Raw genomic sequence first — 24,147 nt, 5'->3', positions numbered from 1 at the left:
TCATGCGGCATGCGCCGACGATGCATACTGGCTGGCCGGTCGCGGCAGGCCGAGATGGTCGCGCAGCGTCGTGCCTTCGTAGTCGCGGCGAAAAATGCCTTTGCGCTGCAGGATCGGCACGACGTGATCGACGAAGGCCGCGAGGCCCGAAGGAAACACGTCGGCGTTGAGATTGAAGCCGTCCGCGCCGCGTGCCTGGAACCATTGCTCGATATCGTCGGCGATCTGCTCGGGCGTGCCGACGATCATCCGGTGGGCGCCGGGGTTGCGGTCGAGCAGATCGCGCACCGTGAGGTTCCCGCTCTTCGCGAGCGCGACCGTCGAGTCGATGAAACCGCGCGGCAGGTCCGAACGCGCGACCTTGCCGATGAGCTCGTAGGGCAAGGGCGCATCGATCGACAGATCGTCGGGCGCGAGGCCGAGTGCGCCCGCAAGCCGCGCGATTTCGCGATCGGTATCGAGCAGCGCGTCGAGTTCGGCCTTGCGTTCGCGCGCCTCGCGCTCGGTTCCGCCGACGACCGGATACAGCCCCGGCAGCAGCAGGAAATGATCGGGATTGCGGCCATGCGCGCGCACGCGGTCTTTCATCTCCGCGTAGAAAGCCTGCGCCGTCGGCAGCGTCGTCTGTGCGGTAAAGACGGCGTCGGCGAAGCGTGCGGCAAGCGCGCGTCCGCCTTCCGAGGAGCCGGCCTGCACGAGCACGGGCCGCCCTTGCGGGCTGCGCGGCACGGACAGCGGCCCGCGCACGGAGAAGTACTTGCCGCGATGCTCGATCGTATGCACGCGCGCGGGATCGGTATAGCGGCCCGACGGGCGGTCGGCGACGAAGGCATCGTCTTCCCAGCTGTCCCAGAGCTTCGTCACGACCTCGACGAACTCCTGTGCGCGCGCATACCGCTCTTCGGTCGAGAGCGGAATCTCGTGGCTGAAGTTCGCGGCGGCGTGCGTGTCGTAAGTCGTCACCGCATTGAACGCGATGCGTCCGCCGCTCAGATGATCGACCGATGCAAAGCGGCGCGCGAGATTGAACGGATCGTTGAACGTGGTCGATGCCGTCGCGATCAGGCCGACATGTTGCGTCGCGCCCGCGAGCGCGGTCAGCAGCACGGTCGGTTCCAGCGCCTGCGACGGGCCTTCGGCGTGATTGCGCAGCGACAGGGTATCGGAGAGAAACACCGCATCGAGCTTGCCGCGCTCGGCCGTCGCCGCGATCGCCTTGAAGAAGCTCAGATCGATGATCGAACGTGGATTGTCGAGCGTGCGCCAGCCCGCCGGATGCCGCCCGGTGCCGGTCACGTTCGTGTTCAGATGGAGTTGCCGTGGCCGCGTGGTGGTCATGTCGTCGTGTGCGGAGAGTTGGATCCGGCGAAGTCGCGACGCAGGCCCGCTTCGACGAGCAAAGGCAGCACCGCTTCACCGAAATAGGCGAGATCGGGTTCGAAGTCGAAAAAGGTCAGTTGCACGCCGTCGCATCCGGCGCGTTTCAGCGCGAGCAGCTTGTCGACGATCTGCTCGGGCGAACCGATCAGATGCAGATTGCCGCCGAGGATGCGCTGCTCGCGCTTGTGCTTCGACCACGCTTTCGCGTCGCTGCGGCTGCCTTGCGCGACGAAGCCGTCGAGCGCCCCTTCATCGGCGTGCGCGACGATGGCGTCGCGATACGCATACGCCTCGCGCTCTGTCGGACGGCATACGATCGTCGGGTTAATGAGCGTGCGTACGCGCCGTTCGACGCGCGCCGCGCCTTCGCGAATTTTTGCGGTGTGCGCGGGCAAGGCGCCGATGGCGTCGTCGAAATCCGCGCCCGCCGGACTCGTGATGAAGACGAGGTCCGAATGGCGCACCGCATAGTCGATGCCGGCATCGGAGCCGGTCGCGTTGACGAGTACCGGACGGCGATAGCGCGGGCGCGGGCTCACGAAGGCATCGTCGAGCTGCCAGCGCGGCGTGCGGATCGTCAGGTTCGCGTCGCTGCGCCAGAGCGTGTCGAGCACGCCGACGAATTCCGCCGCGCGCGCATAGCGCTCGTCGTGCTCGATCATCGGCTGGCCGAACATCGCCCATTCGGTGGAGACGTGACCGGTCACGAGATTGATGCCCCAGCGCCCGTTCGAAATGTGATCGAGCGTCGCGCCGAACTTCGCGAGATGCAGCGGATGCCACGGCCCGTAGAGCGCATGAACCGTCGAGATCAGCAGGATGCGCTCGGTGATCGCGGCGAGCGCGCTCGTCGCGATGAATGCATCGAGCGACTGCTCGCGATACTTCATCTCGCCGCCGTGACCGTTCTTGCCGAGCCATTGCGCGAGCCCGAAGACGAGATCGAAGCCGAGCGCTTCCGCCTGCTTCGTCAGACGCGCGTTGTAGTCGAAGCGCCAGTCGGTGCCGCGCGGCAGCGTCGAAATGGACCAGCCGCCGTTCTGGATCGGCAGGAAGAGGCCGAGGATCAGCGGTTGCTGGAACGCCGCGTGCAGCGGACTGCCTTCGATGTCCGCCGGGCTCGATGCGCCGTCGAACGTGGGGCTCATTCCGCGCGCCCCGCGATGTCGGCGAGCCGTTCGCGGCTGCGGCGCGCGGTGGGCGTTTCGAAGTCGAGCACGTCGATGGACGCGATCGCATCGCGGTCCACCTGTTCGACGAGTTGCAGCTCCCAGGCGAGATACGCGTTCATCTGCGCGGCGACCTGATCCGCCTTTGCGTGATACGGGCTGTACCACGCGTCGTCGTCGCCGGTCAGGTTGCCCGCGTCGCCGGCGTCCTGGGGCAGTCCGAGCGCGAGCCAGCGGCGCGTGCCGCCGATGAGCGCGGATACGCCGCCGCGCGTCTGCGCGATTTCCGCCGCGACAAGTCCCGCGAGCACGCCGTCTTCTGACGTGAGCACGATCGGCGTGTCGCGCGGCAAGTCGCTCAGATGCGCGAGAACGGCGCTCGCCGCGACGAAGCGCGCTCCCTTCACATGGGCGCGGCGGAACGCGAGGCTGCTGTCGATATCGATGGTCTGCACGGCGCCCGCTTCGATCTCGCGCAACAACGCATCGGCTTCTATCCAGCGCGTGCGCGCGCCGTGCGGACGCACGCGCACGGCCTGCGCACCGGCTTCGACGTGCTCGGCGACGAGCGATGCGCTCCCCGCATCGTCGAGCACGCGGACATCGAGATAGCCGAGTTGCTTGAGCCACGACGCCGTCATGCGCGCGCGCACGCCGTCGTCGTCGCGCAGCACGACGCGCGCATGCAGCGTGCCGACGTATTCGTCGGTTGCCTGCACGAGCTGTCCGCCGGGCGCGTTTTGCCAGTCTGCCGGATGACCCGCTTCGTATTCGAGCGGATCGCGCACGTCGAAGCGATACAGCGTGCGTTCCCCGCTTTCGCGTTCGAGCGCGGCGAGCGTGTCGCGGTCGATGACCGGCACACGGGCGCGGCGCGCGGCGGCGGCGGCGAGCTCGCGCGCGGTCGCGAGCGCCTCGCCTTCGGGGCGCGGCGCGGTGCGGATCTTGCCGTGTTCGAGTTCGAAGCCTTCGAGCAGCCACGACATGGAGCCGCCCGTGAGCGCGGCGACCGGGTTCGGCACGCCCGCGTTGATGAGCGACTGCGCGCCGAGGATGCTGCGTGTGCGGCCCGCGCAGTTCACGACGATCAGCGTATCCGGCGACGGCACGGCAGCGAGCGCGCGATAGACGAGTTCCGCGCCCGCGCAATCGATGCCGCCGGGAATGCTCATCGTGTTGAATTCGCCGAACGGACGCGAGTCGAGCACGACGAGATCGTCGCCGGCATCCTGGCGGGCCTTCAACGTCGAGGCGTCGATGTTGGGCGTATGCAGCTTGTGCTCGATGACTTCGCCGAATGCCTTGCCCGGCACATTGGTGCCCGAAAAAACTTCGAAGCCCGCCTGCGCCCAGCCTTCGACGCCGCCTTCGAGGATCGCGACGTCGGTATAACCCCAGCGTTCGAGCAAGGCGGCTGCGCGCGGCGTGTACTCGCCGTGGGTATCGACGAGAACGATGGGTGTGCCGCGGCGCGGCACGAGGCGATCGATCAGCAGTCCGAGCCGGCCCACCGGCGCAACCGACGAATAGAACAGACGCTTTCGCGCGGAGACGCCTTCCTCGCGCACGTCGAGCACGGCGAGTTCCGAGCGTTGAGCGATGAGCGTGCGCAACTGCGAGGCGGATACGGAACGGGACATGAGAGAGAAGTCCTTGAAAGTAGGAAGCGGAATCGAGAAATCAGGCGTACGGCGGGCCGCCGCCATCCACATAGAGACGCGTCCCGGTGACGAAGCGGGCATCGTCGGAGAGCAGATACGTGACCGCGGCCGCGACGTCGTCGGGCGTGCCGGGGCCGTCGAGCGCGGTGAGACGCGTGGGTTCGGCATCGACCTGGCCGGTCGTCATCGACGCGAAGCGCGGCGATTCGATCGGACCGGGCGCGACCGCGTTGACGCGCACGCCATGCGGCCCGTACTTGCGTCCGAGACCTTGCACGAGCAGGTCCAGCGCGGCGTTGACGCTCGAACCGGGGAAATGATTATCGATGTTGCGCGAGGACGCGACCACATGCGCGCCTGCGCAAGCGAGTCTTCGCACGACGGCCGCGCCGAGCGCGCCGAATGCGCCTGTGACCCAGAAAACCCGGTCATTGAACTGATCGTGACTGGACATGGACGGATGCACATGGGATGGAAGCTCTCCATGTTGATTCCTCGTGTCGTCAGGACGAACGGATCATTTCGCGAAAGCTCTGCACGATGGGCGTAATGGGCTTGCCAGCGACCGGTCAATTTGCTTAGCTGATTAACTTGGTTGGCGCGACGCGGCCTCTCTCCTAGTGTGTATCGCTCCGAAATGCCGGCCGCGAGAAAGCGCGCGCACCATGAACAGACATCTGCATTTCAACGCGTTCCACATGAACGCGCCCGCGCATTCGTGGGCCGGATTCTGGCGGCATCCGCGCGACCGTTCTCTCGAACACAACACGCTCGGCTACTGGATCGAACTTGCGCAGACTGCCGAACGCGGCCTGTTCGACGGCGTTTTTCTGGCCGATGTCTTCGGCATCTACGATGTCTACGGCGGCGGCGTCGACGCGACGCTGTTCTCCGCCGCGCAATCGCCATCGCACGATCCGCTGCTGACGGTGCCCGCGATGGCGCATGCGACGAAGCACCTGGGCTTCGGCGTGACCGCCAATTTGACGTACGAGCATCCGTATCAGTTCGCGCGGCGTTTCTCGACGCTGGATCATCTGACGGGCGGGCGCGCTGGCTGGAACGTCGTCACTGGATATCTGGAGAGCGCGGCGCGGGGCATGGGACTGGAGAAGGCGCGCGAGCACGACGAGCGCTACGCGGCGGGCGAGGACTTCCTCGAAGCCGTCTACAAGTTATGGGAAGCAAGCTGGACGGAGGGCGCGGTCGTGCATGACAGGCGCGCGGGCAAGCCTTACACGGACCCGTCGAAGATCCGCCGCGTGTTGCATGAAGGGCCGTACTTTCGCGTCGATGGCTTCAATCTCGTCGAGCCGTCGCCGCAACGCACGCCGGTGTTGTATCAAGCCGGCGCATCGGGACGCGGCAAGGCGTTCGCCGGCAAGCATGCCGAATGCGTGTTCCTCGAAGGCCAGACGCCTGCCATCGTCGCGGCGGCGGCGCGTGACATCCGCAAGCATGCGGTCGATGCCGGCCGCGCGCCTGACGACGTGCTGCTTTATCTCGGCGCGACCGTCGTGGTGGCGCGCACGTCCAGGGAAGCTCGGGCACTCCACGCCGAATACGCGGAATATGTCGACACGCTCGGCCAGCTCGTGCTCGTGTCGGGATGGACCGGCATCGACTTCGCGGCGATGGATCTCGACGAACCGATCCGCTATGTCAAAAGCAATGCGCTGCAATCGACCGTCGAAAACCTGACGAAGCGCGCCGGGCGGCCGATCACGCCGCGCGACATGACGCGCTTCGATCAGATCGGCGGGCGCGGGCCGTTCATTGTCGGCGATCCCGCAGAAGTGGCGGATCAACTCGTCGCGTGGGCCGATGAAACCGGCGTCGATGGCTTCAATCTGCGTCGCACGGTCATGCCGGAGAGCCTGCATGCGTTCGTCGATCTGGTCGTGCCGGAGTTGCAGAACCGTGGCCGATACCGCACGGCGTATGCGGACGGCACCCTGCGCGAGAAGCTGTTCGCGGGACGCGGGCCGCATCTGCGTGACACGCATCCCGGCGCGCGTTATCGCGCGGGCTGAGAAGCGCCGCCCGCGATGCGGTGCCGGTTTCATAGACAGCATGGGCCGAGTACCGAACTCCGCACTGCGTTATCGGGAGGAGCGCAGGACTTGATCTACCAACTTCGCCAGATCCGCCATTACGGGTCGGCAGACGCCTGCCTGTCAACGCAATTCGCCTGTCGGGCGATGGTGTTCTATTCGCGATCCGCGCGCGAAGCGACATCGCCAAGCAGGGAAAAAAGTCTCCGCACGTCCAATGGCTTGACAAAGTGATGATCGAACCCGGCGGCGATCGCCTTCTCTTTGTCCTGTTGCAAGCCGTATCCAGTTACTGCGATGAGAACTTTGCGCGCGGTCTCCGGGCGGCGCCTGAGTTTGGACGCCAACTGATATCCGTCCATGTCGGGCAAGCCGATGTCGAGAAGGCATACGTCGGGATTCCACTGTTCGACTTCCTTCAGGGCTCCATTGCCGTTTGCCGCGACACGTACTTCATTTCCCAAGGTTTGCATCAGCATGGCAAGCGTCTCCGACGCGTCCGGGTTATCGTCAACGATCAACACCCGCAATCGGGATAACACAGGCAGCTCAAGAGAATTGTCCGTCTTGTCATTTCGTTGGACATTCGAGGTTTCAGCCTGCTTCAGGCATACAACAAACGTGCTGCCTTCGCCGGGACCTGCGCTGTACGCGGTGACGGTACCTCCATGGAGCTGGACCAGACTCTTGACGAGTGCGAGTCCTATCCCCAGTCCACCTTGAGAGCGATCGGAACTGCGTTCGCCTTGCGCGAACAAGTCGAAGGCGCGCGCGGCAATTTCCGGCGTCATCCCGATGCCGTTGTCGGCTACGACGGCTTTGACACAGTCGTCGTTCAAGCTCACGGTGAAGTCGATAACGCCTGCTTCCGGCGTGTACTTGGCTGCATTACTGAGCAGATTGACGAAGACTTGGGTCAGCCGCTTCTCGTCTGCCCGTACCAGCGCCGCCGTCGACGACGTACGCAGCGAAAGACGATGCCTTTTCCTCTCGATGATCGGTCTGACCTGCTCGATTGCGTCAGCCGCAACCCGATTTGCGTCGAGCACCTCGACGTTGAGGTTGATCAGTCCCTGCGTTACCCGTGACACATCGAGAAGGTCATCGATGAGTCCCGTCATGTGTTTTACTTGTCGCGAGATGATTTCGCACGACTTGCTGACCCGTCGCGCATCGTTAGGTGCGACCCTCATCAGTTCTGCCGCGCTTGCGATAGGCGAGAGCGGATTGCGGAGTTCATGTGACAACATGGCGAGGAATTCGTCCTTCCGTCTATCGGCGAGACGCAACTCCTCTTCGGCGTTGACGCGATCGGTGATGTCCAACTGTGCGACAACGGCGCCGACGATGGCGCCATGATCGTCCCTGATGGGGGCCCCCGTGCTCAGTAATGTCCGTCGATTGGGCGGGTCATCGAAGCTTTCGATGGAGACGATATCCCTGGCGGCGGCTTCACCGTTTAAAACGCGCGCCGTAGTCCACTCATGGGCGGTGAGTGTATGACCGTGTCTGTCTGAATGATCGGCCCAGCGTCCTTTCCACATCTCGAAGTCTTCGATGTTTTGTGGGCGCGGATGATTCTCGCCCCAAAACTGAGCAAACGATCGATTCACTCGTTCGATCGCACCGCCTCTGTCGCTGACGACAATGCCGATCGGCGCGGCTTCCAATACTGCGTCCAGGCGGCGGGTAGCGTCCAGTGCTTCGCGCGCGGCGCTTCTTGCGTTCCGCTCGCTGGCGACCAGACGTTGCTCATCTTCTCGCTGCTCGGTAATGTCAGAAAAGAGGACTCCCACCTGATGAGGCGTTGCAGCGTCAGGGCGGAATGCATAGATGTCGAACCAGCGTCCTAGCTGCGACGCCTCCCTCTGTGCGTGAATCGGGAGGCCATTCCTGGCGACCGCGCCATAGATCGTGGTATGGGAGACGCAGAGCAGCGTGCCCTCTGAATTGAAAATCGGCGTGTTGACAGCACTCCAAAAGCGTTCTTCGTAACGTGTCTTCCCGTCGTCGGTGGTCACCCAGAGCGGGAATCGCTGTAGCGGCAATGTCTGAGGTTCACCCGTCTCGATTGCACGAGCAATCGATTGGCGCAGCGCTTCGACCCCTGTGTCTTCCGGATCAGCTTCATTGTGGGGGAACACATCGAAAAGGCTCCGTCCGACCATCTCTTCTCTGCGAAGCGTCGAGGCCTTGAGGAACGCATCGTTGACCGCAAGGATGATTGCGTCCCGTGTGGGGGAGAGCAAGTAGCTCCCGACGGGCGCCGTGTTGAAAATTTCTGCGAAGATCTCAGGGGAGGCCATGGGGACGGAGGCGCGGCAGGAGACGCCTTGAATTCTCCGGAGGATGGAGAAGGCAGTTGCGCAACATCCGTGCCGCCATGCTTCAGGGTAAGCGATCAGACGACGGCGCTGGCGTGCGCTCACGCCAGCACACAGCGCGGTGCGGGGTGCCGCGAAAGTATTACCGACACGCGGCCGCTGAAGCGCGCCGACGCATGGAGTCCGACTCAAGCGGCCGGGTGCGGATGCCGATAAGAAAAGAACCCTCGAATTCATTAGAACATGCCGTACAGATGTCGATCTTCACCCAGCCGCCAAGTCTTTGTTCCGCTGATGCACCGCTGCACTTTGTCGCCGGACTGTTCATGGCCGCGTTCGTCGGCGCGTGCGTGACGCCCGCGTGTGCGGCTACCGCTCCGTCGCTCGCGCGCGCATCGCTCCAACCGGAGAACGAAGACCTGGCTTCGATGCCGCTCGAGTCGCTGATGAGCATGACCGTGAGTGGTGCGACGCGGGTCGCACAGTCCGCGGCGAGCGCGCCTGCCGCCGTCATCGTTCTGACCGCCCGTGACATACGCGACTACGGCTGGCGCACGCTGGCCGATGCGCTTGCAACGCTGCCCGGACTGTATATCACCTCCGATCGCATGTACTCGTATCTCGGCGCGCGCGGTTTCCAGCGCCCGGGTGATTACAACAGCCGCTTCCTGCTGCTCGTCGACGGAATGCGTTTGAACGACGGAGTCTATGATCAGGCGCCCGTCGGCTCGGACTTTCCGATCGACATGGATCTCGTCGAGCGTATCGAATACATACCCGGCCCCGGCTCGGCCGTGTATGGTTCCAATGCGTTGCTTGGCACCATCAACGTAATCACAAAGAAGGGCAGCGAGATCGGTGGCGTTCAACTCGCCGGCGCTGTCGGCAGCTTCGGTGAGAAACAAGCTCGAGCGACGTATGGTTGGCATGGCGCGCACGGCGCGGACCTCGTGCTGTCCGCGACGGCCTACGAGCGCCACGGCCAAGACCTCTTTTTTCCCGAGTTCGATACGCCGGACAACAACAACGGCGTAGCAAACGGACTCGATGGCGAGCGCAACCAGAAGTTGTTCGCGAAGTTCGGCATCGGCGGCTTGCGCATCAGCGCGGGCTACGGCAACCGCACGAAGGACGTTCCGGGCGCGCCTTACGACGCTGTCTTCAACGCACCCTTCAGCGTAACGGACACGCATTCCTTCGTGGATGCCACGTACACGCATCATTTGCGCAACGACATTGCGATCGACTATGAGCTTTATTCGGGGCGTTACGACTACACGAGCCGTCAGCTCGTCTCCCCCGCGCCGGGCATCAGCAACGTCGATGGCGATCATGCCGTGTGGTACGGCGGCGATGTGCATGCGACCGTGCGCACGGTGCCGCGCAATCGCATCGTGGCCGGCGTCGATTACACGATAAACACGGCACGCGACCAGTGGAACTACAACGTTGGGCCGTATGAGCGCCTGCTCGACGACCATCGCGTCAGTCAGCGCGTCGGCGTGTATGTCGATGACGAAATCAAACTCGCCGAGCCGCTGACGCTCGACATCGGCGGCCGCTTCGATAGCGAGACGCGCATCGGCGGTAATTTCAGTCCCCGTATCGCGTTGATCTGGCGGCCGACCGCAAGCGATACGTTCAAGCTCGTCTACGGCACCGCATATCGCGCGCCGAATGCCTACGAGATGTATTACGCAATTCCCGGCGAAGGCGGGCAGCTTGCGAACCCCTGGTTGAAGTCGGAACGTATCGGCACGCAGGAGTTCGTCTACGAGCGTGCATTGGGCGGCACGGGACGCGTGACCCTCTCGTTGTTCCGTTACTCGCTTCGGGACCTCATCACCGAGTCCATCGACCCGGATTCGGGTCTCTATGTGTTTCGCAACGTCGATCGCGCGCAGGCACGCGGCGCGGAACTCTCATGGCAGCAGCAGTTTGCCTCGGGCGTGCGCGCGCGGGCCAGTTACGCCTATCAGTTCTCGCGCGATTCCGTGTCGGGCGGCGCGCTTCAAAACTCGCCGCGCCACATGGCCAAGGTCAACGTGAGCGTCCCGCTGTTTGCCATGTCGGCGCGCGCAGGTTCCGAAGCGCAGTGTCTGTCGTCGCGGCTCGCACAAGCGGGTTCGGCGGGGGGCTACTGCGTCGTCAACGTGTCGCTCCACAGCCGGAAACTTATTGCGCCGGCAGATGTGTCGCTGTCGGTTTATAACGTCTTCGACCGCCGATATGCGGATCCGGCCGGCCCCGGCTTCGCTCAGAACGTCATCGTGCAGCAGAGCCGCACGCTGCTGGCGAAAATGGTCTACGGGTTCTGAAGATGTGGATCCGTCGAGGCATAGCGCTCTGTTTGTGCACGGCCGGTTCGCTCGCGGCATGGTGTGCGCACGCGCAGGTAGATCTGCCAAAGCTCGAGAGCGCCTACATCTTCAACTTCACGCAATTCACGCAATGGCCCGCTGAACGCGCTCGCGGCGCCGAATTGCGCGTCTGTGCGAGCGAGCGCAGTTCGCTGCGCGACGCGCTGGCTGGACTCAATGGGCGGCTGGTGGGTGCGCGCGTGTGGCGTTTTATGACCGTGGGCAGCAAGGGGGCCGGCGAATGCGACGTGCTTGCCCTGGACGACGGCGACAGCACGAGCGCGGAGATGCGCGAGGCATTGCGGTCGGACGATGCAGTGCTCGTCATCGCTGGCGCCGGCGCGACCGCACCCGGTGAGGCGGTCATCAAGCTGATCGCGGAGGACGAACATTTGCGCTTCGACATCAGCAACACCGAGGCCTTACGCCGAAAGCTGGTTCTTAGCTCGAAACTGCTGCGGCTTGCAAGGAGACTCAAATGACCATGCGGAGCAGCAGTCGGAGCGCCGAGCGTCTGACGGTGCACGCGAATCTCGTGAGCGTCGGCATTGCGCTGGTGGTCGCGAGCATCGTGCTTCTCGTGTACCAGGCGGTGGCATTCCGCAGCGCTCTCTATGACGATGCGTCGCTGCAAGCGTCCGTCATCGCAGAGAACGTCAGCGCATCGTTGATGTTCGATGACGAAGCGTCGATGACAGACGTCTTGCGATCGCTGCGCCGCGTTCCCTACGTCGAGAGTGTCAGCGTATATCGCGACGACAACCGGATCTTCACTCGCTACGCGCGCGCAGGAATTAGCGCGGAGCACATCGACGAGGGTACGCTCGCGTCGACGGAGCATCGCACGACACTCTCGCTCGGTGACGTCTACGTGCGCGCGACGATCGAGCATAAAGGCCACAAGCTGGGACATGTGGTGCTCGTAGCAACGAGCGACCTGGTGCGTCGACAACTCCTGCAATATGCGTGCTTTCTCGGCGTCGCGTGTCTGGGTGCGCTCTGGGTTTCGACACTCGTCATGCGCCGGATGCGGCGACGAGTGACGGAAGCGGAACGCGAGTTGGAGCACCTGGCGCGCACGGACCCGCTCACGAGCCTGTCGAACCGGCGTACGTTCTATGAAACGCTGGAGGCGCGGCTCGGGGCGGCAAAGGACCCGCATCGCCATCTTGGTCTCGTGCTGATCGATCTCGATGACTTCAAGACGGTGAACGACACGCTCGGTCACGGGGCCGGCGACGAACTGCTGCAGCATGTGGCGCGCGTGCTGACGAGTGCCGTGCGCGGTCGTGGGATCGTGAGCCGGATGGGCGGCGACGAATTCGCCGTAACGGTAGAGTGCTCCTGGAAACGGAGCGCGGTTGAGGAAGTCGCGAATGAAGTCGGACACGCGCTCTGCCAGCCCGCGATAATCGACGGCGACGAGATCAGCGTGACGGCGAGCATCGGCTATGCGAGCTTTCCGGAGGCCGGGCACGACAGCGGAAGCCTTGTCGCCAGCGCGGACATCGCGTTATACGAAGCGAAAACGCGCGGCAAGAACATGGTCGTGGGATTCTCTCGTGAACTGATGAATGCAGCGCATCGCCGTGCGTATCTCGAAGCGGAATTGCGCAAGGCCGTCGACGGCGGTGCGCTCGATCTCGTCTATCAACCGCAGTTCGACTGCCGCAACGGTTCGCTCGTCGGTGCAGAAGCGCTGACGCGGTGGACGCATAGGGACGAAGGCGTCGTATCGCCGGCAGAGTTCATTCCGATCGCAGAGAACAGCGATCTGATCGTGCGGCTCGGGCGTTCGGTGCTGCAGCGCGCGTGCGTTGCAGCGGCGACGTGGTGCGCCGACCATCAGAACGTGAGCGTTCGCGTTGCGGTGAACGTGTCGGCGCGGCAGTTGCGGCATCCGGCCTTTGTCGACGACGTCCTCGCGGCGCTCGCGGCGAGCGGCCTCGCACCCGGGCTGCTCGAGCTCGAGCTTACCGAGAGCCACCTCATTGCCAACCGCGAGACGGCGCTCGACGTGATGAATCGTCTGCGCACTGCGGGTGTGCTGTTATCCATCGATGACTTCGGCACAGGGTATTCGTCGCTGTCGTATCTGCATGCCTTCCCTGTCAATACGATCAAGATCGACCGTTCATTCATCGAAAGGCTTCCAGAACATGGACAGCCCATCGTGACGGCGATCCTGTCGATGGCTCATAGCTTCGGGCTTGACGCGGTTGCCGAGGGGGTGGAAGACGCGAAACAGCTCGCGTGGCTGATGGAAGCGGGATGCGACGTCGTCCAAGGTTATTTCACCGGCACGCCCATGTCGATCGACAGATTTCGTGCCCTTCTACGAGAGCATGCATTGGCGCAACAGACAGGTACGTCCGGGATCATCGCCAATGATGAACACCCGCAATCGGCATAACACGGGCAGCTCAGGAGAATTGTCCGTCTTGTCGTTTCGTTGAGAGACCGGAAGAGGGTGCAAGCGGATCAATCACGTCGCAGTCGGCTCTCCGGACATACTGAAGACCATCGACGGCGGGCCTAACGGAGCGACTTCTTCGCGGGTTGAAATTCCAAGAAGATCCAGTAACGCGATCAAGCGACGGCGATCGCGGGCGGACAGTCCCGGAAACACCAGAAGCTTTTCCGTCTGAGCAGCCCAGTATTCACGGCGGATCAATGTGGGTCGGCATATCAGGGTGTTGACGGACCGTTCAAGTTGCCGAATTTCATTTTCGAGGATCACCCCAGCCTCCTGCCATGTGCATGAACTGAAACCGCGTCCCCGAACGTACTACCGAGGTAGCGTCTGCATCGGAAAGCGGTACTTTTCTCATCGAATCAGTCATCTTTTTGCCAAGTCCGGCGCATCGATTCGGACCGGCTTCTGCAATCCCAATTCGGGCTATGCGACGCATCAAAGCGCCATGTACGGCTGCTCGAAACGCCTGGTCACGCAAACGTTGGCGCTCTTGCGTGCCGTTATGACCTGTTGCTTGCAGCGGATAACGGCAATTTGACGAGACGAGTTAATACGGGAAAACCAGTATTTCGCGGCATAGGCGATTCCTGCTCGCCGAGCCGAGGCCCGACGGTCGGGAAGTGATGGAAACGGCGCGTGGACCGCTGCGGCGCTAAGCCCGTGGTGAGCGCGCTTGCACGAGTCTGCGAAATTCTTCCGGTCGCATCGGCAGTTCTTGAGTGGAATCGGTGATACCGCAAAGGGGGCTGAGGGGCACTTGTGCGCCAGACGTCCTTGCCCACTCGGAGAATGTTGTTGAGACCGCAGACGCCTCGACAGTGGGATGTCCCGAGGTTGTTGTCGCCGGTTCGTAAGCGCGGGACCGATGGTTGCCTTGGCGAAAGATCGAGAGGTCGTGCTAGACGGTCTTAGCCGGCCAACTCAAGTCGTTATTAGTCGGTGGAGGATCCGAGGGAATCGAATATCTTTCGAAGTGAGCGATTCCCTTGTTCGCCGGGTTTTTCGATGACCGCGTCATCGAAAGCCCCGACGCGGCGAATTTCAGCTGGCGACCGCCCTGCCGCTTATTACTTCGGGTGGCTCGCAATGAAATTCTTGACTGCCATGTACGAGGCCTTCTTCGTCTTGCCATCGCTTTGCAGCATGCCGTAGTTGCCTTCCTGGGAGTCGTACAACTCGAAACCTTGAATCGACTGGATGTTGTACTTCGACGCCTGGGTGTAGTACTGCTGCATCATCAGGTTACCGGTCAGGTAAGAAGCGATAGTGTCATTCGCGCCATATTCCGGACGCACGCCGAACTCGTTGATCCAGACGGGCCTGCCAAAGGAACTGATGATACCGAGAATGTCGTGACACCCCGTGCCCCCGCACGCATTCGTCATGTCGCCCTGGTCGGAGTACCAGTGCCATGCGGTGATGTCCCAGCTGACGGTCGGGTGACCGTGTGTTCCGTCGGGCTGTGAGCCGTCGAGAAGCATCTGAAAAAACGCAATGTGCTTCCATGTGCCATCGACGATAATCTTCGCGGAACTGTCGACCGACTTCACACCCGCGATCATGCCACGGATCACGCCGCGCGCGATCGTGAACGGCCGATTGCTGTATTGCCACCAGATGTTGCCGTCGTAGTTTCCAGCCAGCGCGGCAGAATCCAATTCGTTGGCGACTTCGTAGTACGTGTACTTATAGGTCTGTGCCGTTTGCTGACCCATTACGAAGCCCGCATTGTAAGCCGCTTCCTCGCTGTCAAAACCCAGCCCGAGCAGCATCACCGGATACACCTGAACCCCTCCTGCCGCAAACTGTTTGGCAACGGTAGCGAGCACTTTGGCGGATGCCAAGTTGTACACGTCGTTGCGGAAAATCTTTACGCCAAGGTCTTGGAGCTGCGAGAGCTGTGTCGCGTAGGGCGTGTTGTCATAGGCGCCGCCGTTGGTAATGTGACCGTTCATGCCGTAAAAGATTGAAGCCGTGGTGGCCGCCTTTGCGGTCGCCTCCGGCATATCGGTGGCTTTCGCCGTGGCGGCCTCGACGGCGCCTTCGCCGCCGCCGCCGCATGCCGCGAGCATCAGACTGGTGGCGACGGCAACGACGGCCGCCGAGATATTGACGAGGCGGAAACGGTCACGCAAGCAATGGCCAGGTTTTCTGTGGTTTGTCATGGTAGTTAGCAATACGAATTGATGTGTTCCGAAGCCGTGGGCGTGCGGACTGATGACGCCTATTTCTCTAAGTCGGTAGTCAGACCGCGATGGAATGCAGGTTTCGGACTGAAACGCCCGGTTGCTGCAGTTCGGTCGGTACGCTGTATGGACCGGAGCGTTAGGGGATTAATGAGGACGACTTGCACGGCAAGGGAGCCGGGTTCGCAAATCGGCCGCAATGTCGCTCCGCGATGTTGCTACCCCGTCGACCTTTGAGGACGCATAAGGGCTAGCCAAAATTACCGAATGGATGAGCCTTATAAACAGTTTTACGGCAAGCTTTGTGCGTTCTTTAGGTTATTCGGAACGGGATACCGAAACGCAGTCGCTTTGAATCCTGGGTAAGAGGTAATAATTGCGTATTCGCCGGGAAATCTATTGCACATTCCGCGGATCGACGCCAGCCCGGCAATGACTCAGCCGACGGTCGCGGAAGCAGCGCGGGAAGCGGAGCACTACACGTCAGATCTGAATGTGACTAGTCGGCCGGGCCTGGCCTGCAAATAAAGCGGCGCCACCGTCGAGTATCAAGTAAGCGATCCTAATAAATAAGGTGGCGCCGGCTTTCGTGGCTTCCTGGGTCCGGCGCGATAGAGCTTTCGCCGCTGTATTCTTGACGTCGACCGATGCTTCTTGAATTGGACGCATTGCGAATCTGCTCTCCTTAACTGAAGGTGAGCCGCGCGCCATACGCGGCGCTGTCATTCGAAGGAGATACGCATGCGTCGCTTGCTCGACATTGTGGTCTCTCTTCTTTTGAGCGTCACGCCGCTTTATTCAGGTGCCGGTGGCGACAAGGATGGGGCCTAAAGGCGCGCGGCTGTTCTTCATCCGTTCCGATCGCTACGATGCGGCCTCGCAATGTGTTAGTGGCTCCGCGCGCGACGATGCAATTAGCGCACAGTGCGCCGTTGTTCCACCGTTCTTGGCGATCGGTGGCCGCACACGACCGGGAGGACCGCTTTGCGCGGTCATCCGTCATCGATAGATTCGTCGTTGGATAGTGTCCTTCGTCCGGTTTGACGCTTAAGGCTGTTTCGAGGGCGTCAGAAGCGATGCTTCAAGCCGACGGCCGCTTCGAGCTGATTCGTCGTGGAAGCCGGGGCGGTCACGCCGTTAATCCATGCCACGCCCAAGGGCGAAGTGCCGCTCGGGCTCGACCGTTGCCACGCGCCCTGAATGTAGACATCGGTGCGCCGAGAGAAGCGGTAATCGGCCATCGCGCTTACCTGATTCCAATGTGGAACGCCGCCGCCGCCATTTCCGCCTGCGCGCGAATAGGTGTACGCGCCCGAAAGTTCGACCGCCGGCGTCAGCGCATACCGAATGTTTCCTTCGAAGTTCTGGAAAGTTCCGCTCAGCCCAGTCTGAAAGAATTGGGAGAGCTTGGTGTGCGAGTACACGAAGCCGGCCACAGCCGGACCGAAGGTGTAGTTCACGCCGGCGCCGAAGGTCTTCTGACTGCTGGCCAGCACGCCCAAAGGCACACCCGTCGGCGTCAGCGCGCCTTGCAGGGACGCGCCGGTTGTATCGGTGACTGCGCCGTTCGTATTCAACTGTGCCGGCGTGCGCGCAGAACTGCTGAGCGCGAGATAACCCGCACCGAAGTTCCACGCGCCCGCGACGTATGAGATGCCGAAGCTATACGCACGATTGTTCGCGAATTCGCCCGCCTGATTGGAGAAGCCGTACAGCCCACCGAACCGAAAGCCTGCGATGTTCGGGCTCAGGTACTTGACCGCGTTGTTGATCTGAAACGAGTCGTTCAGATTGTCGTTGTCTAGCGGATGCGCGAAGTGCGTGCCCCCGAACTCCGTACCCGTCAATGAAAGCGGCGCGACGAAATCGACCATGCTGTCGGTCTGGCGGCCTAGCGTGAGCGCGCCGTAATCGCGGCTCGACAAGCCGACATACGCCAGGCGATTGAAGAGGCGCATGTTTGCCGAGTACTGCCCGGTATTCAAATTGAAGCCGCTTTCCAGTGTGAAGATTGCCTTCACGCCCCCGCCGAGGTCCTCGGCCCCGCGCAAACCCCAGCGGCTGTACTGGACTGCGCCGCTCGTCATTTCCCACTTGCTGTGCCCGCCGCCCGTCCCGCTGATCTGGCTGTTCGTATAGGTCAAACCCGCATCGATTAGCCCGTAGAGCGTGACGCTGCTTTGCGCATGCGCTGCCCCGCCGAGTGTGAGGATCGTCGTCGCACCTATCTTAAGCATCTTGTTCATGTGCCTGCTCCAGCAGCCAAGACCGGGAGATACATTCTCTGGGAACGCTTTCTACACGGAGCTAGATGTCTTACGGGCGCGCAGCCTTGCGAGTCATCGATACGAAAAGGCGCGATGTGCTCTACCTGACTTTATGCGATCGCGGTCAGATCTGCCAACTCAAAAGCTACGCAGACACAGATGTCGGGACATCCGTGCTGGAACAACAGGCACGCAGCTAACTAACGCCCGCGACCAACGGACTGACTACTGCGCAGATGGGCAATCCGACGAGCTTCGTACGATCGGGACCGTCATTCCGTAACGTCACGACATGGTGGGCGTCGGCCTGCGTCGTCGTGGTCCGACTTCACTTCGATGTACTTTCCGAAGACGGGTGTTCGGCCTGCTCAGCCGGAATCACACGACCGCTTACCGAGGTCGCGTCGGCTCTGTGCTGCGTTCGACTCTCGTCGCGTGGAGCGGTTGCGAGAACCCCTCCAACAGCGATCGCGCCGATGATGGCGATGCTCGACGCGAGCAACATCTGCCGGCTGACGCTTTGTGACGAGGACGTCAGAGATTCTCCTGTCGCTTCATCCGGAGGCGGATTCGGCGGCAAATGTGTCTGGCAGCGTTTGCATAGAGAGGCCATAGCGCTTACTTCGGCGCCGCATGTATCGCATATTTTGTAGCGCATTCAGTTATCTTCTCGAGTTTCTACTTCGCGCGCAGCGGTGGCGTCCGGAGCTAAAGAGGCGAAAGCGATCTCGCCATATCGGCAGTGGAAGCGCAAGACTTGAGACGCCCGATGCCTGAGGGTGTGATTGCCCGAATGAGGAAGTACAAGCGACGGCAAAACCAAGGCGATGCGCTAGCCCGTTGCTTTGCGCGGCACACTCGTCAAAAGACGCCGAAAGCACCGTAAAGTAAACCGAATGCTATCCGTAAACAGTATGAAAGCAGTGGATTTCTCATCCTGGGAAACCCGCTCGCATCTGTCTACGGAGAATCACAACCATGAAGGTCGTCACCAAACTGGGTCTGGGCTTCGGCATCGTGCTGTCAACGTTGTTCGCCGTGCTCGTCTTCGGTCTCGTGAGCATGTCGCAAATCCAGGCGCGCTTCGATGAAGTCGTCGAAGTCAACAATGCGGAGGCGAAGCTCGCGCACGTGCTGAGCCTGTCGGTGAGCGACCGGATGATTGCACTGCGCAACATCGCGCTCCTGACCGATGCGGCCGCGGTCGAGACGGAGAAAGCGCGCATCCGTACGCAGGCGCAAGGCTACGCGCAGGCTTACGACGCACTCGGCACGCGCTTCAAGGAAAGCGATCAGACCTCCGCAAGCGAACGCGCGGTATTCGAGAAGCTTCGCGCGAACGAAGCCGCCGCCGCGCCGATCATCGAAAAGGCGATCTCGCTTGCCGAAGCGCGCGAGCAACAGGCGGCAATTCGCGTGCTGATCGACGAGTTGCGGCCTGTGCAACGGGACTGGATGAGTACCACGAAGGACATGATCGCGCTGCAGGATGAACAGAACGATATCGCCAACCGCGACGCCGACGCCGCCTACGCCCGCGCCAAAGCGATCATGCTCGCGCTCGGCGTAGCAGCCTTGCTTGCCGGCATCGTAGCCGCGCTTGTCATCACGCGCGGTCTTACACGCGCGCTCGGCGGCGAACCGGGCGAAGCGATGGCGCTTGCGGCACGCATCGCTCAAGGCAATCTACGCGATGCGATCCCGCTCGAAGGCCGCAGCCCCGACAGCCTGATGGTCTCGCTCGAGACGATGCGCGCGCGTCTGAACACGATCGTGGTTGGCATTCAATCATCGAGCATGGCGATTGCCGAATCGGCCAGCGAAATCGCGCAGGGCACTGTCGATCTGTCGAAACGCACGGAGTCTCAGGCGGCATCGCTCGAAGAAACGGCGGCGAGCATGGAAGAACTCGCGAGCACGGTCGCGAAGAATGCCGACAACGCCGCCGAGGGCACGCACGCCGCGACGAAAGCATGCGGCGACGCGACTCAGGGCGGCGACACGGTCAACGACGTGGTCGCGACCATGCGCAGCATCGCGCAGGCTTCGTCGCAGATGGCCGACATCATCGGCGTGATCGAAGGCATCGCGTTTCAGACCAACATCCTCGCGCTCAATGCGGCCGTCGAGGCCGCGCGGGCAGGCGATCAGGGCCGCGGGTTCGCGGTCGTCGCCGGCGAAGTGCGCGCACTGGCGCAACGCAGCGCCGTGGCCGCCAAGGAGATCAAGACGCTCATCGATGCTTCGAACGCGCGCGTGTCGAACGGCTCGGCGCTCGTCGAGCATGCCGGCGGCACGATCGAAGGCCTGGTCGCGTCAGTGAATCGCGTGACGGCCATCATGAGCGAAGTGGCGGCGGCATCTGGCGAGCAGCGCATGGGCATCGATCAGGTGAATGTGGCCGTCGCGCAGATGGACGAGGTCACGCAGCAGAACGCGGCACTCGTCGAAGAGGCGTCCGCCGCCGCTCAATCGCTCGCCGAGCAGGCCGAAGCGTTGCGTCGGGCGGTCGCGGTGTTTCAAGTGGAGTGAGCCGCGCGGTCCTGGATCGCCGCGCAGCGCCTGCACGATGAAGTTCGACGCGACGCGTCCGTCCTGAGGGTCCATGCGCGGACCGTAGGTGTTGAAGATGCGCGCGACGCGCACATCGGTGCCGTACATGCGGCGATAGGCGAAGCACAGCGTCTCCGCGGCGCGCTTGCCTTCCACTGGTTGCGCAGCCCTAAGTTTTTGCGGAAGGAATTACGCGCCAAACGTTTGCTTGGTCGGCGCTGACTTTGCCGGCGTCGCTGTCGAACGCCGTAGGTGGGGACGTCTTGTTCGAGCGAACGGCGAAGTTATTCGGCCACTGCCGAGCCGCTGCGTCCCGCGAAGAGGCCTTCTTTCAGTGCTTCGGAAGAGACGTCGATGAGGCGCCCGTTCGCAACCTGAACGAGACGATCGGCGCATTCGAAATAGGCATCGTCGTGAGAAATGACGATGACCGTCTTGCCCTTGCGCTTGAGCTCGGGAATCAACTGCGTATAGAACACGCGCCTGAATACGGGATCCTGGTCGGCGGCCCATTCGTCGAAGAGATAGATCGGGCGGTCTTCCAGATACGACGCTATGAGCGCCATGCGCTTGCGTTGTCCGGAAGAGAGATTGACCGTGCTGAACCGGTTGCCCTTCATGCTGACCTTGTGGTCGAGTTCGAGCTTGTGAAGATACTGTGCCGCCTGCTTCGCGATTTGCGACTGGTCTTCACACAGCACTTCATCGAACAGATGAAAGTCGGCGAACACGGCCGAGAAGCGCTCGCGATAATGCGCAAGGTTGTCTCTCTCGACTTTTACACCGTTCAGTTCTACGTGCCCTTGCTCGGGCTCGTACAGTCCGAGCAGCAGCATCGCGAGCGTGGTCTTGCCGCTGCCGTTTCCGCCGATCAGATAAACGACTTCGCCCTGACGAATCGACAGATCGATCGGTCCGAGTGTGAACGGATGATCTTCCGTCAGCCCCGGATAGCGATGCGATACGGCGGAAAACCGGATCAGCGGCACGCCTTCGACCGCGGCCCCGAAGGGATCGTCTGCGGACCCATGACCGTCATCGTCCGCTTGCTGCATGAGCTCGGCATCGAGAATGCGGATGCGCTGGAGCGCAATCGACGCCTGACGAAGAATCGGCAAGATCGTCATGACTTCGCTGACCGGATGGATCAGGAAAAGAAGCAGGAGGGTGAGCGTCACGAGCACGCCGTGGGATTGTGGAAACCAGTGCGGAACGACGAGCAGGATCAGGCCGATCGCCACATAGAAGAGCATGCCACCGGCGTTGGCGACGAGCGAATAGATGAGCATCGCGCGGGTGAACGATCGGCGGAATGCGTGTGCGGTCGAATGGACGACGTGTTCGGTGAAGTATCGGGCTCGCGCGTCGTTGAGTTGCAATTCCCGCGTGCCTTCAAGCAAGGAACGAAAGTGCCGGAAGATGACATCGAGCTGATCTCGCACCGCTTGCATTTCGCGCAAGGGCCAGCGTTCGATACTGTGATAGATCGCCCCCCCGACGACGAGAAAGACGAAAAAGCACGCGAACGCCTGCCACGAAAGCCAGGCCATATACACGAGGCATACGACAATGAGCACGACGTTGCCGAACGCGAGCGGCAGCATTTGCGATGCCTGCGCGAACGTGTTGATGTCCGTGGTAAGAATGGCGAGCAGGCGCGGCTTCCCGAGCGATTGCAGCTTCTTGTAGGGCGTGCGCAGGATCTTGCGGCATAGCTCGATTCGAAGACTGCAGATCACCTGCTGACCGAAATCGAGCACGATGATCTGCGAACTCGTTCTGAACAGCAATTGCGCCGCGCACACCGCGAAGAAAACGATCACCAGTCCGCGCGTTTCGATCTGGCCGGCGGCGACCTGGCCGATGAGACGCGCGATCTCCGCGCTGCACAGCGCCCCGGCGAACCCGGCGATGACTGCAATGACCAGTCGCGGCATCGACTGTCGGCGAAGCTGCGCGGGAATGATCGAGAACATCACTGACCTCCGCTCACGGCATCCGGCAGCGAAGCAAGGAAGGCGTCGATCGTACGATTGAATTCGTCGGGGTTATCGGTCATCACCGCATGGCCGGCGCGGGATATCGTGGCGAGTTGCCCTTCACATAGCGCGTGATGCGCCATGCGTTGCGCAACCTGCGGCTTTAGCACCGCTGACCCGACGCCTCTCACGACGAGCGTCGGGCAGCGCACGGACGCCAGCATCTGCCACAGTTGTTCCGCCTGCGGCTCCCTCTTTTGCGGCGACTCATCGGCGACGCGCCGGTCCAGCTTCGGCTCGAACACTCCGGCCGGCGTGCGGCGCAACGCATGCAGCGCGAGATTGCGAAGCGCACGGCCGTTGGCCAGCGGACGCCGTTCGAGCAACCACGAGACATATCCGTCGACCGTGTCGAATGTAGCCGGCGTCTCGCGTATGTCGGCACGAACGCGTTGTGAACCCGATGCATCGGATTCCGGTCCGAAGTCCACCATGACCAGTCCGGAAACATGGTGTCCGAGCAGTGCGTTCAATTGCAGTGCGACACTGCCGCCGAGCGAATGACCGATAAGAACGGGCTTTCTTATGTTCATTGCAAGCAGAACCTGCAATACATCGCCCGCGAGGGTTGGCGAATCGTAAGCGCGCTCCGGGTCCCAGCTCGAATCTCCGTGGCCCCTCAGATCGATCGACACGAAACGATGTTCGGCCGACGCTGCGTCGGTCAATGTTCGCCATACGCCGCTGCACTCGCCGCGGCCGTGCAGCAAGACGCAGGGCGTGCCGATACTTCCGGACTCTTCGACGGAAATATCAAAACGGCCGTCGCGAACCTTGATGCTGCGACGCTGCATGAATAAGGGACGTTTCATCGTGAGCACCTGTCAGGAATGACGCTTAGTGTGTCTTTCGAAAGTTAGCGTGGGATGAGGACGCGGATCGGTTCGAATCACGGTCATGGGCTAACTGCGAACTAACTCTCGACGCATACCCTGACGCACATCCAAACCTACCGGTGGAGTGCTCATGAAAAGCGCCGAACATGTTTATGAAGCGCAGGATTCGCTGCTCGTCGAGTTTGCGGACACCGAGACGACCGACGTATCGCCGGAAGCACTCGCAGCGATGGTCGCCGAGGCAATGCGCGTGAAGCGATGCGTCGTTTCGATACCCGTCGACGATCGCGTTGTTGAGTTGTGCGCCGCTCGCGCGGAGGCATTCGGCGAAGTGCATATCGGGGAGAAGACGGCCATCGTCGAATACTCGGACGCGCGCGACAAGATGTTCGCCGTCCTCGCGCTGAACGGAAAGACGATAGGCGTCGTGCAAGTATCGGGACCGCGGCTCGGACGGCAATTCGATGAACATGATCTGAAGCTGCTTCGCATTCTCGGCACGTTCGTCACGCGATCCGTCGAGGCGGACCGGCTTGAGAAGCTCGTCGCCTCGCCGTTCGCTCAGGCAACGATCAAGCGATCCTCGGATCAGACGATCGGCGACATCGTCGCGCAATCCGTACAGAACCCGAGCCAGCTCTCGAAGATGCTTGCACGATCGTTCTATCGGGAGATGACGCGCGCGGGATTCGACTTCGGTCAGATCATCGGCGCAGCCACCGAAATCATTTCGGAACTCGCCAGCAACGTGCGCAAGCATACCGATCGCAAGCAGCGGCGCGCAGGTTGAGCGATCGTCATATCGGCGGCCTCGGCGCACTCTTTTCACTCCTTCCATTCCT

General features: G+C 62.0%; 16 protein-coding genes and 1 pseudogene. 6 read left to right on the top strand and 11 right to left on the bottom strand.

The features are described from left to right. From LDZ23_RS34630 to LDZ23_RS34615, 4 genes are read right to left on the bottom strand one after another with little or no spacing between them, the layout of a single operon-like run. Entirely contained in the window at positions 1 to 1,338 is a 1,338-nt protein-coding gene (locus tag LDZ23_RS34630) for an LLM class flavin-dependent oxidoreductase (RefSeq protein WP_008345459.1), read from the bottom strand. Further along, positions 1,335 to 2,528, bottom strand: coding sequence for an LLM class flavin-dependent oxidoreductase (locus LDZ23_RS34625; protein ID WP_008345460.1), 1,194 nt, complete (start codon positions 2,526 to 2,528; stop codon positions 1,335 to 1,337). Before LDZ23_RS34625 ends, LDZ23_RS34630 begins: the two co-directional genes overlap by 4 nt. Continuing rightward, on the bottom strand, positions 2,525 to 4,189 hold the full coding sequence (locus LDZ23_RS34620) for a rhodanese-like domain-containing protein (protein ID WP_034471158.1): 1,665 nt from the start codon (positions 4,187 to 4,189) through the stop codon (positions 2,525 to 2,527). Before LDZ23_RS34620 ends, LDZ23_RS34625 begins: the two co-directional genes overlap by 4 nt. A gap of 40 nt (positions 4,190 to 4,229) precedes the next feature. Then, entirely contained in the window at positions 4,230 to 4,664 is a 435-nt protein-coding gene (locus LDZ23_RS34615; protein ID WP_051078948.1) for an SDR family NAD(P)-dependent oxidoreductase, read from the bottom strand. A gap of 211 nt (positions 4,665 to 4,875) precedes the next feature. On the opposite strand from LDZ23_RS34615, the gene LDZ23_RS34610 reads away from it, so the two are divergent. Next, positions 4,876 to 6,243 (top strand): LLM class flavin-dependent oxidoreductase, encoded by a 1,368-nt coding sequence (locus tag LDZ23_RS34610; RefSeq protein ID WP_008345463.1) that lies wholly within the window; start codon positions 4,876 to 4,878, stop codon positions 6,241 to 6,243. A 176-nt stretch (positions 6,244 to 6,419) separates the two neighbouring features. On the opposite strand, the gene LDZ23_RS34605 is transcribed toward LDZ23_RS34610, so the two are convergent. Further along, positions 6,420 to 8,570, bottom strand: a complete 2,151-nt coding sequence (locus tag LDZ23_RS34605) for a hybrid sensor histidine kinase/response regulator (protein WP_008345464.1) — start codon at positions 8,568 to 8,570, stop codon at positions 6,420 to 6,422. A gap of 344 nt (positions 8,571 to 8,914) precedes the next feature. Here LDZ23_RS34605 and LDZ23_RS34600 point away from each other — a divergent pair, with 344 nt between their 5' ends. The 3 genes from LDZ23_RS34600 to LDZ23_RS34590 are packed head-to-tail and all read left to right on the top strand — an operon-like array spanning position 8,915 to position 13,361. Further along, positions 8,915 to 10,906: a TonB-dependent receptor plug domain-containing protein gene (locus tag LDZ23_RS34600; protein WP_008345465.1), complete on the top strand. Its 1,992-nt coding sequence runs from the start codon at positions 8,915 to 8,917 to the stop codon at positions 10,904 to 10,906. A 2-nt stretch (positions 10,907 to 10,908) separates the two neighbouring features. Then, a complete protein-coding gene (locus LDZ23_RS34595) occupies positions 10,909 to 11,430 on the top strand; it encodes a YfiR family protein (protein ID WP_081851830.1) in 522 nt (173 codons plus the stop codon). Further along, positions 11,427 to 13,361, top strand: a complete 1,935-nt coding sequence (locus tag LDZ23_RS34590; protein ID WP_008345467.1) for a putative bifunctional diguanylate cyclase/phosphodiesterase — start codon at positions 11,427 to 11,429, stop codon at positions 13,359 to 13,361. The genes LDZ23_RS34595 and LDZ23_RS34590 overlap by 4 nt, the downstream gene beginning before the upstream one ends. Before the next feature lie 72 nt (positions 13,362 to 13,433). On the opposite strand, the gene LDZ23_RS34585 is transcribed toward LDZ23_RS34590, so the two are convergent. The 3 genes from LDZ23_RS34585 to LDZ23_RS34575 form a co-directional block, all read right to left on the bottom strand. Next, a complete protein-coding gene (locus LDZ23_RS34585) occupies positions 13,434 to 13,688 on the bottom strand; it encodes a hypothetical protein (protein ID WP_081851829.1) in 255 nt (84 codons plus the stop codon). An 803-nt stretch (positions 13,689 to 14,491) separates the two neighbouring features. Further along, positions 14,492 to 15,559: a hypothetical protein gene (locus tag LDZ23_RS34580; protein ID WP_008345468.1), complete on the bottom strand. Its 1,068-nt coding sequence runs from the start codon at positions 15,557 to 15,559 to the stop codon at positions 14,492 to 14,494. 1,118 nt (positions 15,560 to 16,677) lie between these two features. Then, positions 16,678 to 17,856: a porin gene (locus tag LDZ23_RS34575; protein ID WP_008345477.1), complete on the bottom strand. Its 1,179-nt coding sequence runs from the start codon at positions 17,854 to 17,856 to the stop codon at positions 16,678 to 16,680. 999 nt (positions 17,857 to 18,855) lie between these two features. Between LDZ23_RS34575 and LDZ23_RS34570 the strand changes: the two genes are divergently transcribed. After that, on the top strand, positions 18,856 to 20,409 hold the full coding sequence (locus LDZ23_RS34570) for a methyl-accepting chemotaxis protein (protein WP_008345479.1): 1,554 nt from the start codon (positions 18,856 to 18,858) through the stop codon (positions 20,407 to 20,409). Between the two features lie 12 nt (positions 20,410 to 20,421). On the opposite strand, the pseudogene LDZ23_RS34565 reads toward LDZ23_RS34570, so the two are convergent. The 3 genes and pseudogenes from LDZ23_RS34565 to LDZ23_RS34555 all read right to left on the bottom strand — a co-directional run. Then, positions 20,422 to 20,583, bottom strand: a pseudogene (locus LDZ23_RS34565) (NAD-dependent epimerase/dehydratase family protein); the annotation flags it as partial. A 131-nt stretch (positions 20,584 to 20,714) separates the two neighbouring features. Continuing rightward, a complete protein-coding gene (locus LDZ23_RS34560) occupies positions 20,715 to 22,406 on the bottom strand; it encodes a cyclic peptide export ABC transporter (protein ID WP_008345481.1) in 1,692 nt (563 codons plus the stop codon). Continuing rightward, positions 22,406 to 23,281 (bottom strand): alpha/beta fold hydrolase, encoded by an 876-nt coding sequence (locus tag LDZ23_RS34555; RefSeq protein WP_235366135.1) that lies wholly within the window; start codon positions 23,279 to 23,281, stop codon positions 22,406 to 22,408. The genes LDZ23_RS34560 and LDZ23_RS34555 overlap by 1 nt, the downstream gene beginning before the upstream one ends. 154 nt (positions 23,282 to 23,435) lie before the next feature. Between LDZ23_RS34555 and LDZ23_RS34550 the strand changes: the two genes are divergently transcribed. Continuing rightward, complete coding sequence (locus LDZ23_RS34550; protein ID WP_008345485.1) at positions 23,436 to 24,095, top strand: hypothetical protein; 660 nt, start codon at positions 23,436 to 23,438, stop codon at positions 24,093 to 24,095. Positions 24,096 to 24,147 lie beyond the last annotated feature (52 nt).

Origin of the sequence: Caballeronia zhejiangensis (assembly GCF_022879815.1) — a bacterium.
GTDB classification, from domain to species: domain Bacteria; phylum Pseudomonadota; class Gammaproteobacteria; order Burkholderiales; family Burkholderiaceae; genus Caballeronia; species Caballeronia zhejiangensis.
Note: the sequence above shows the minus strand (reverse complement) of the source record. Positions and strands in the feature narration are given on the sequence as shown.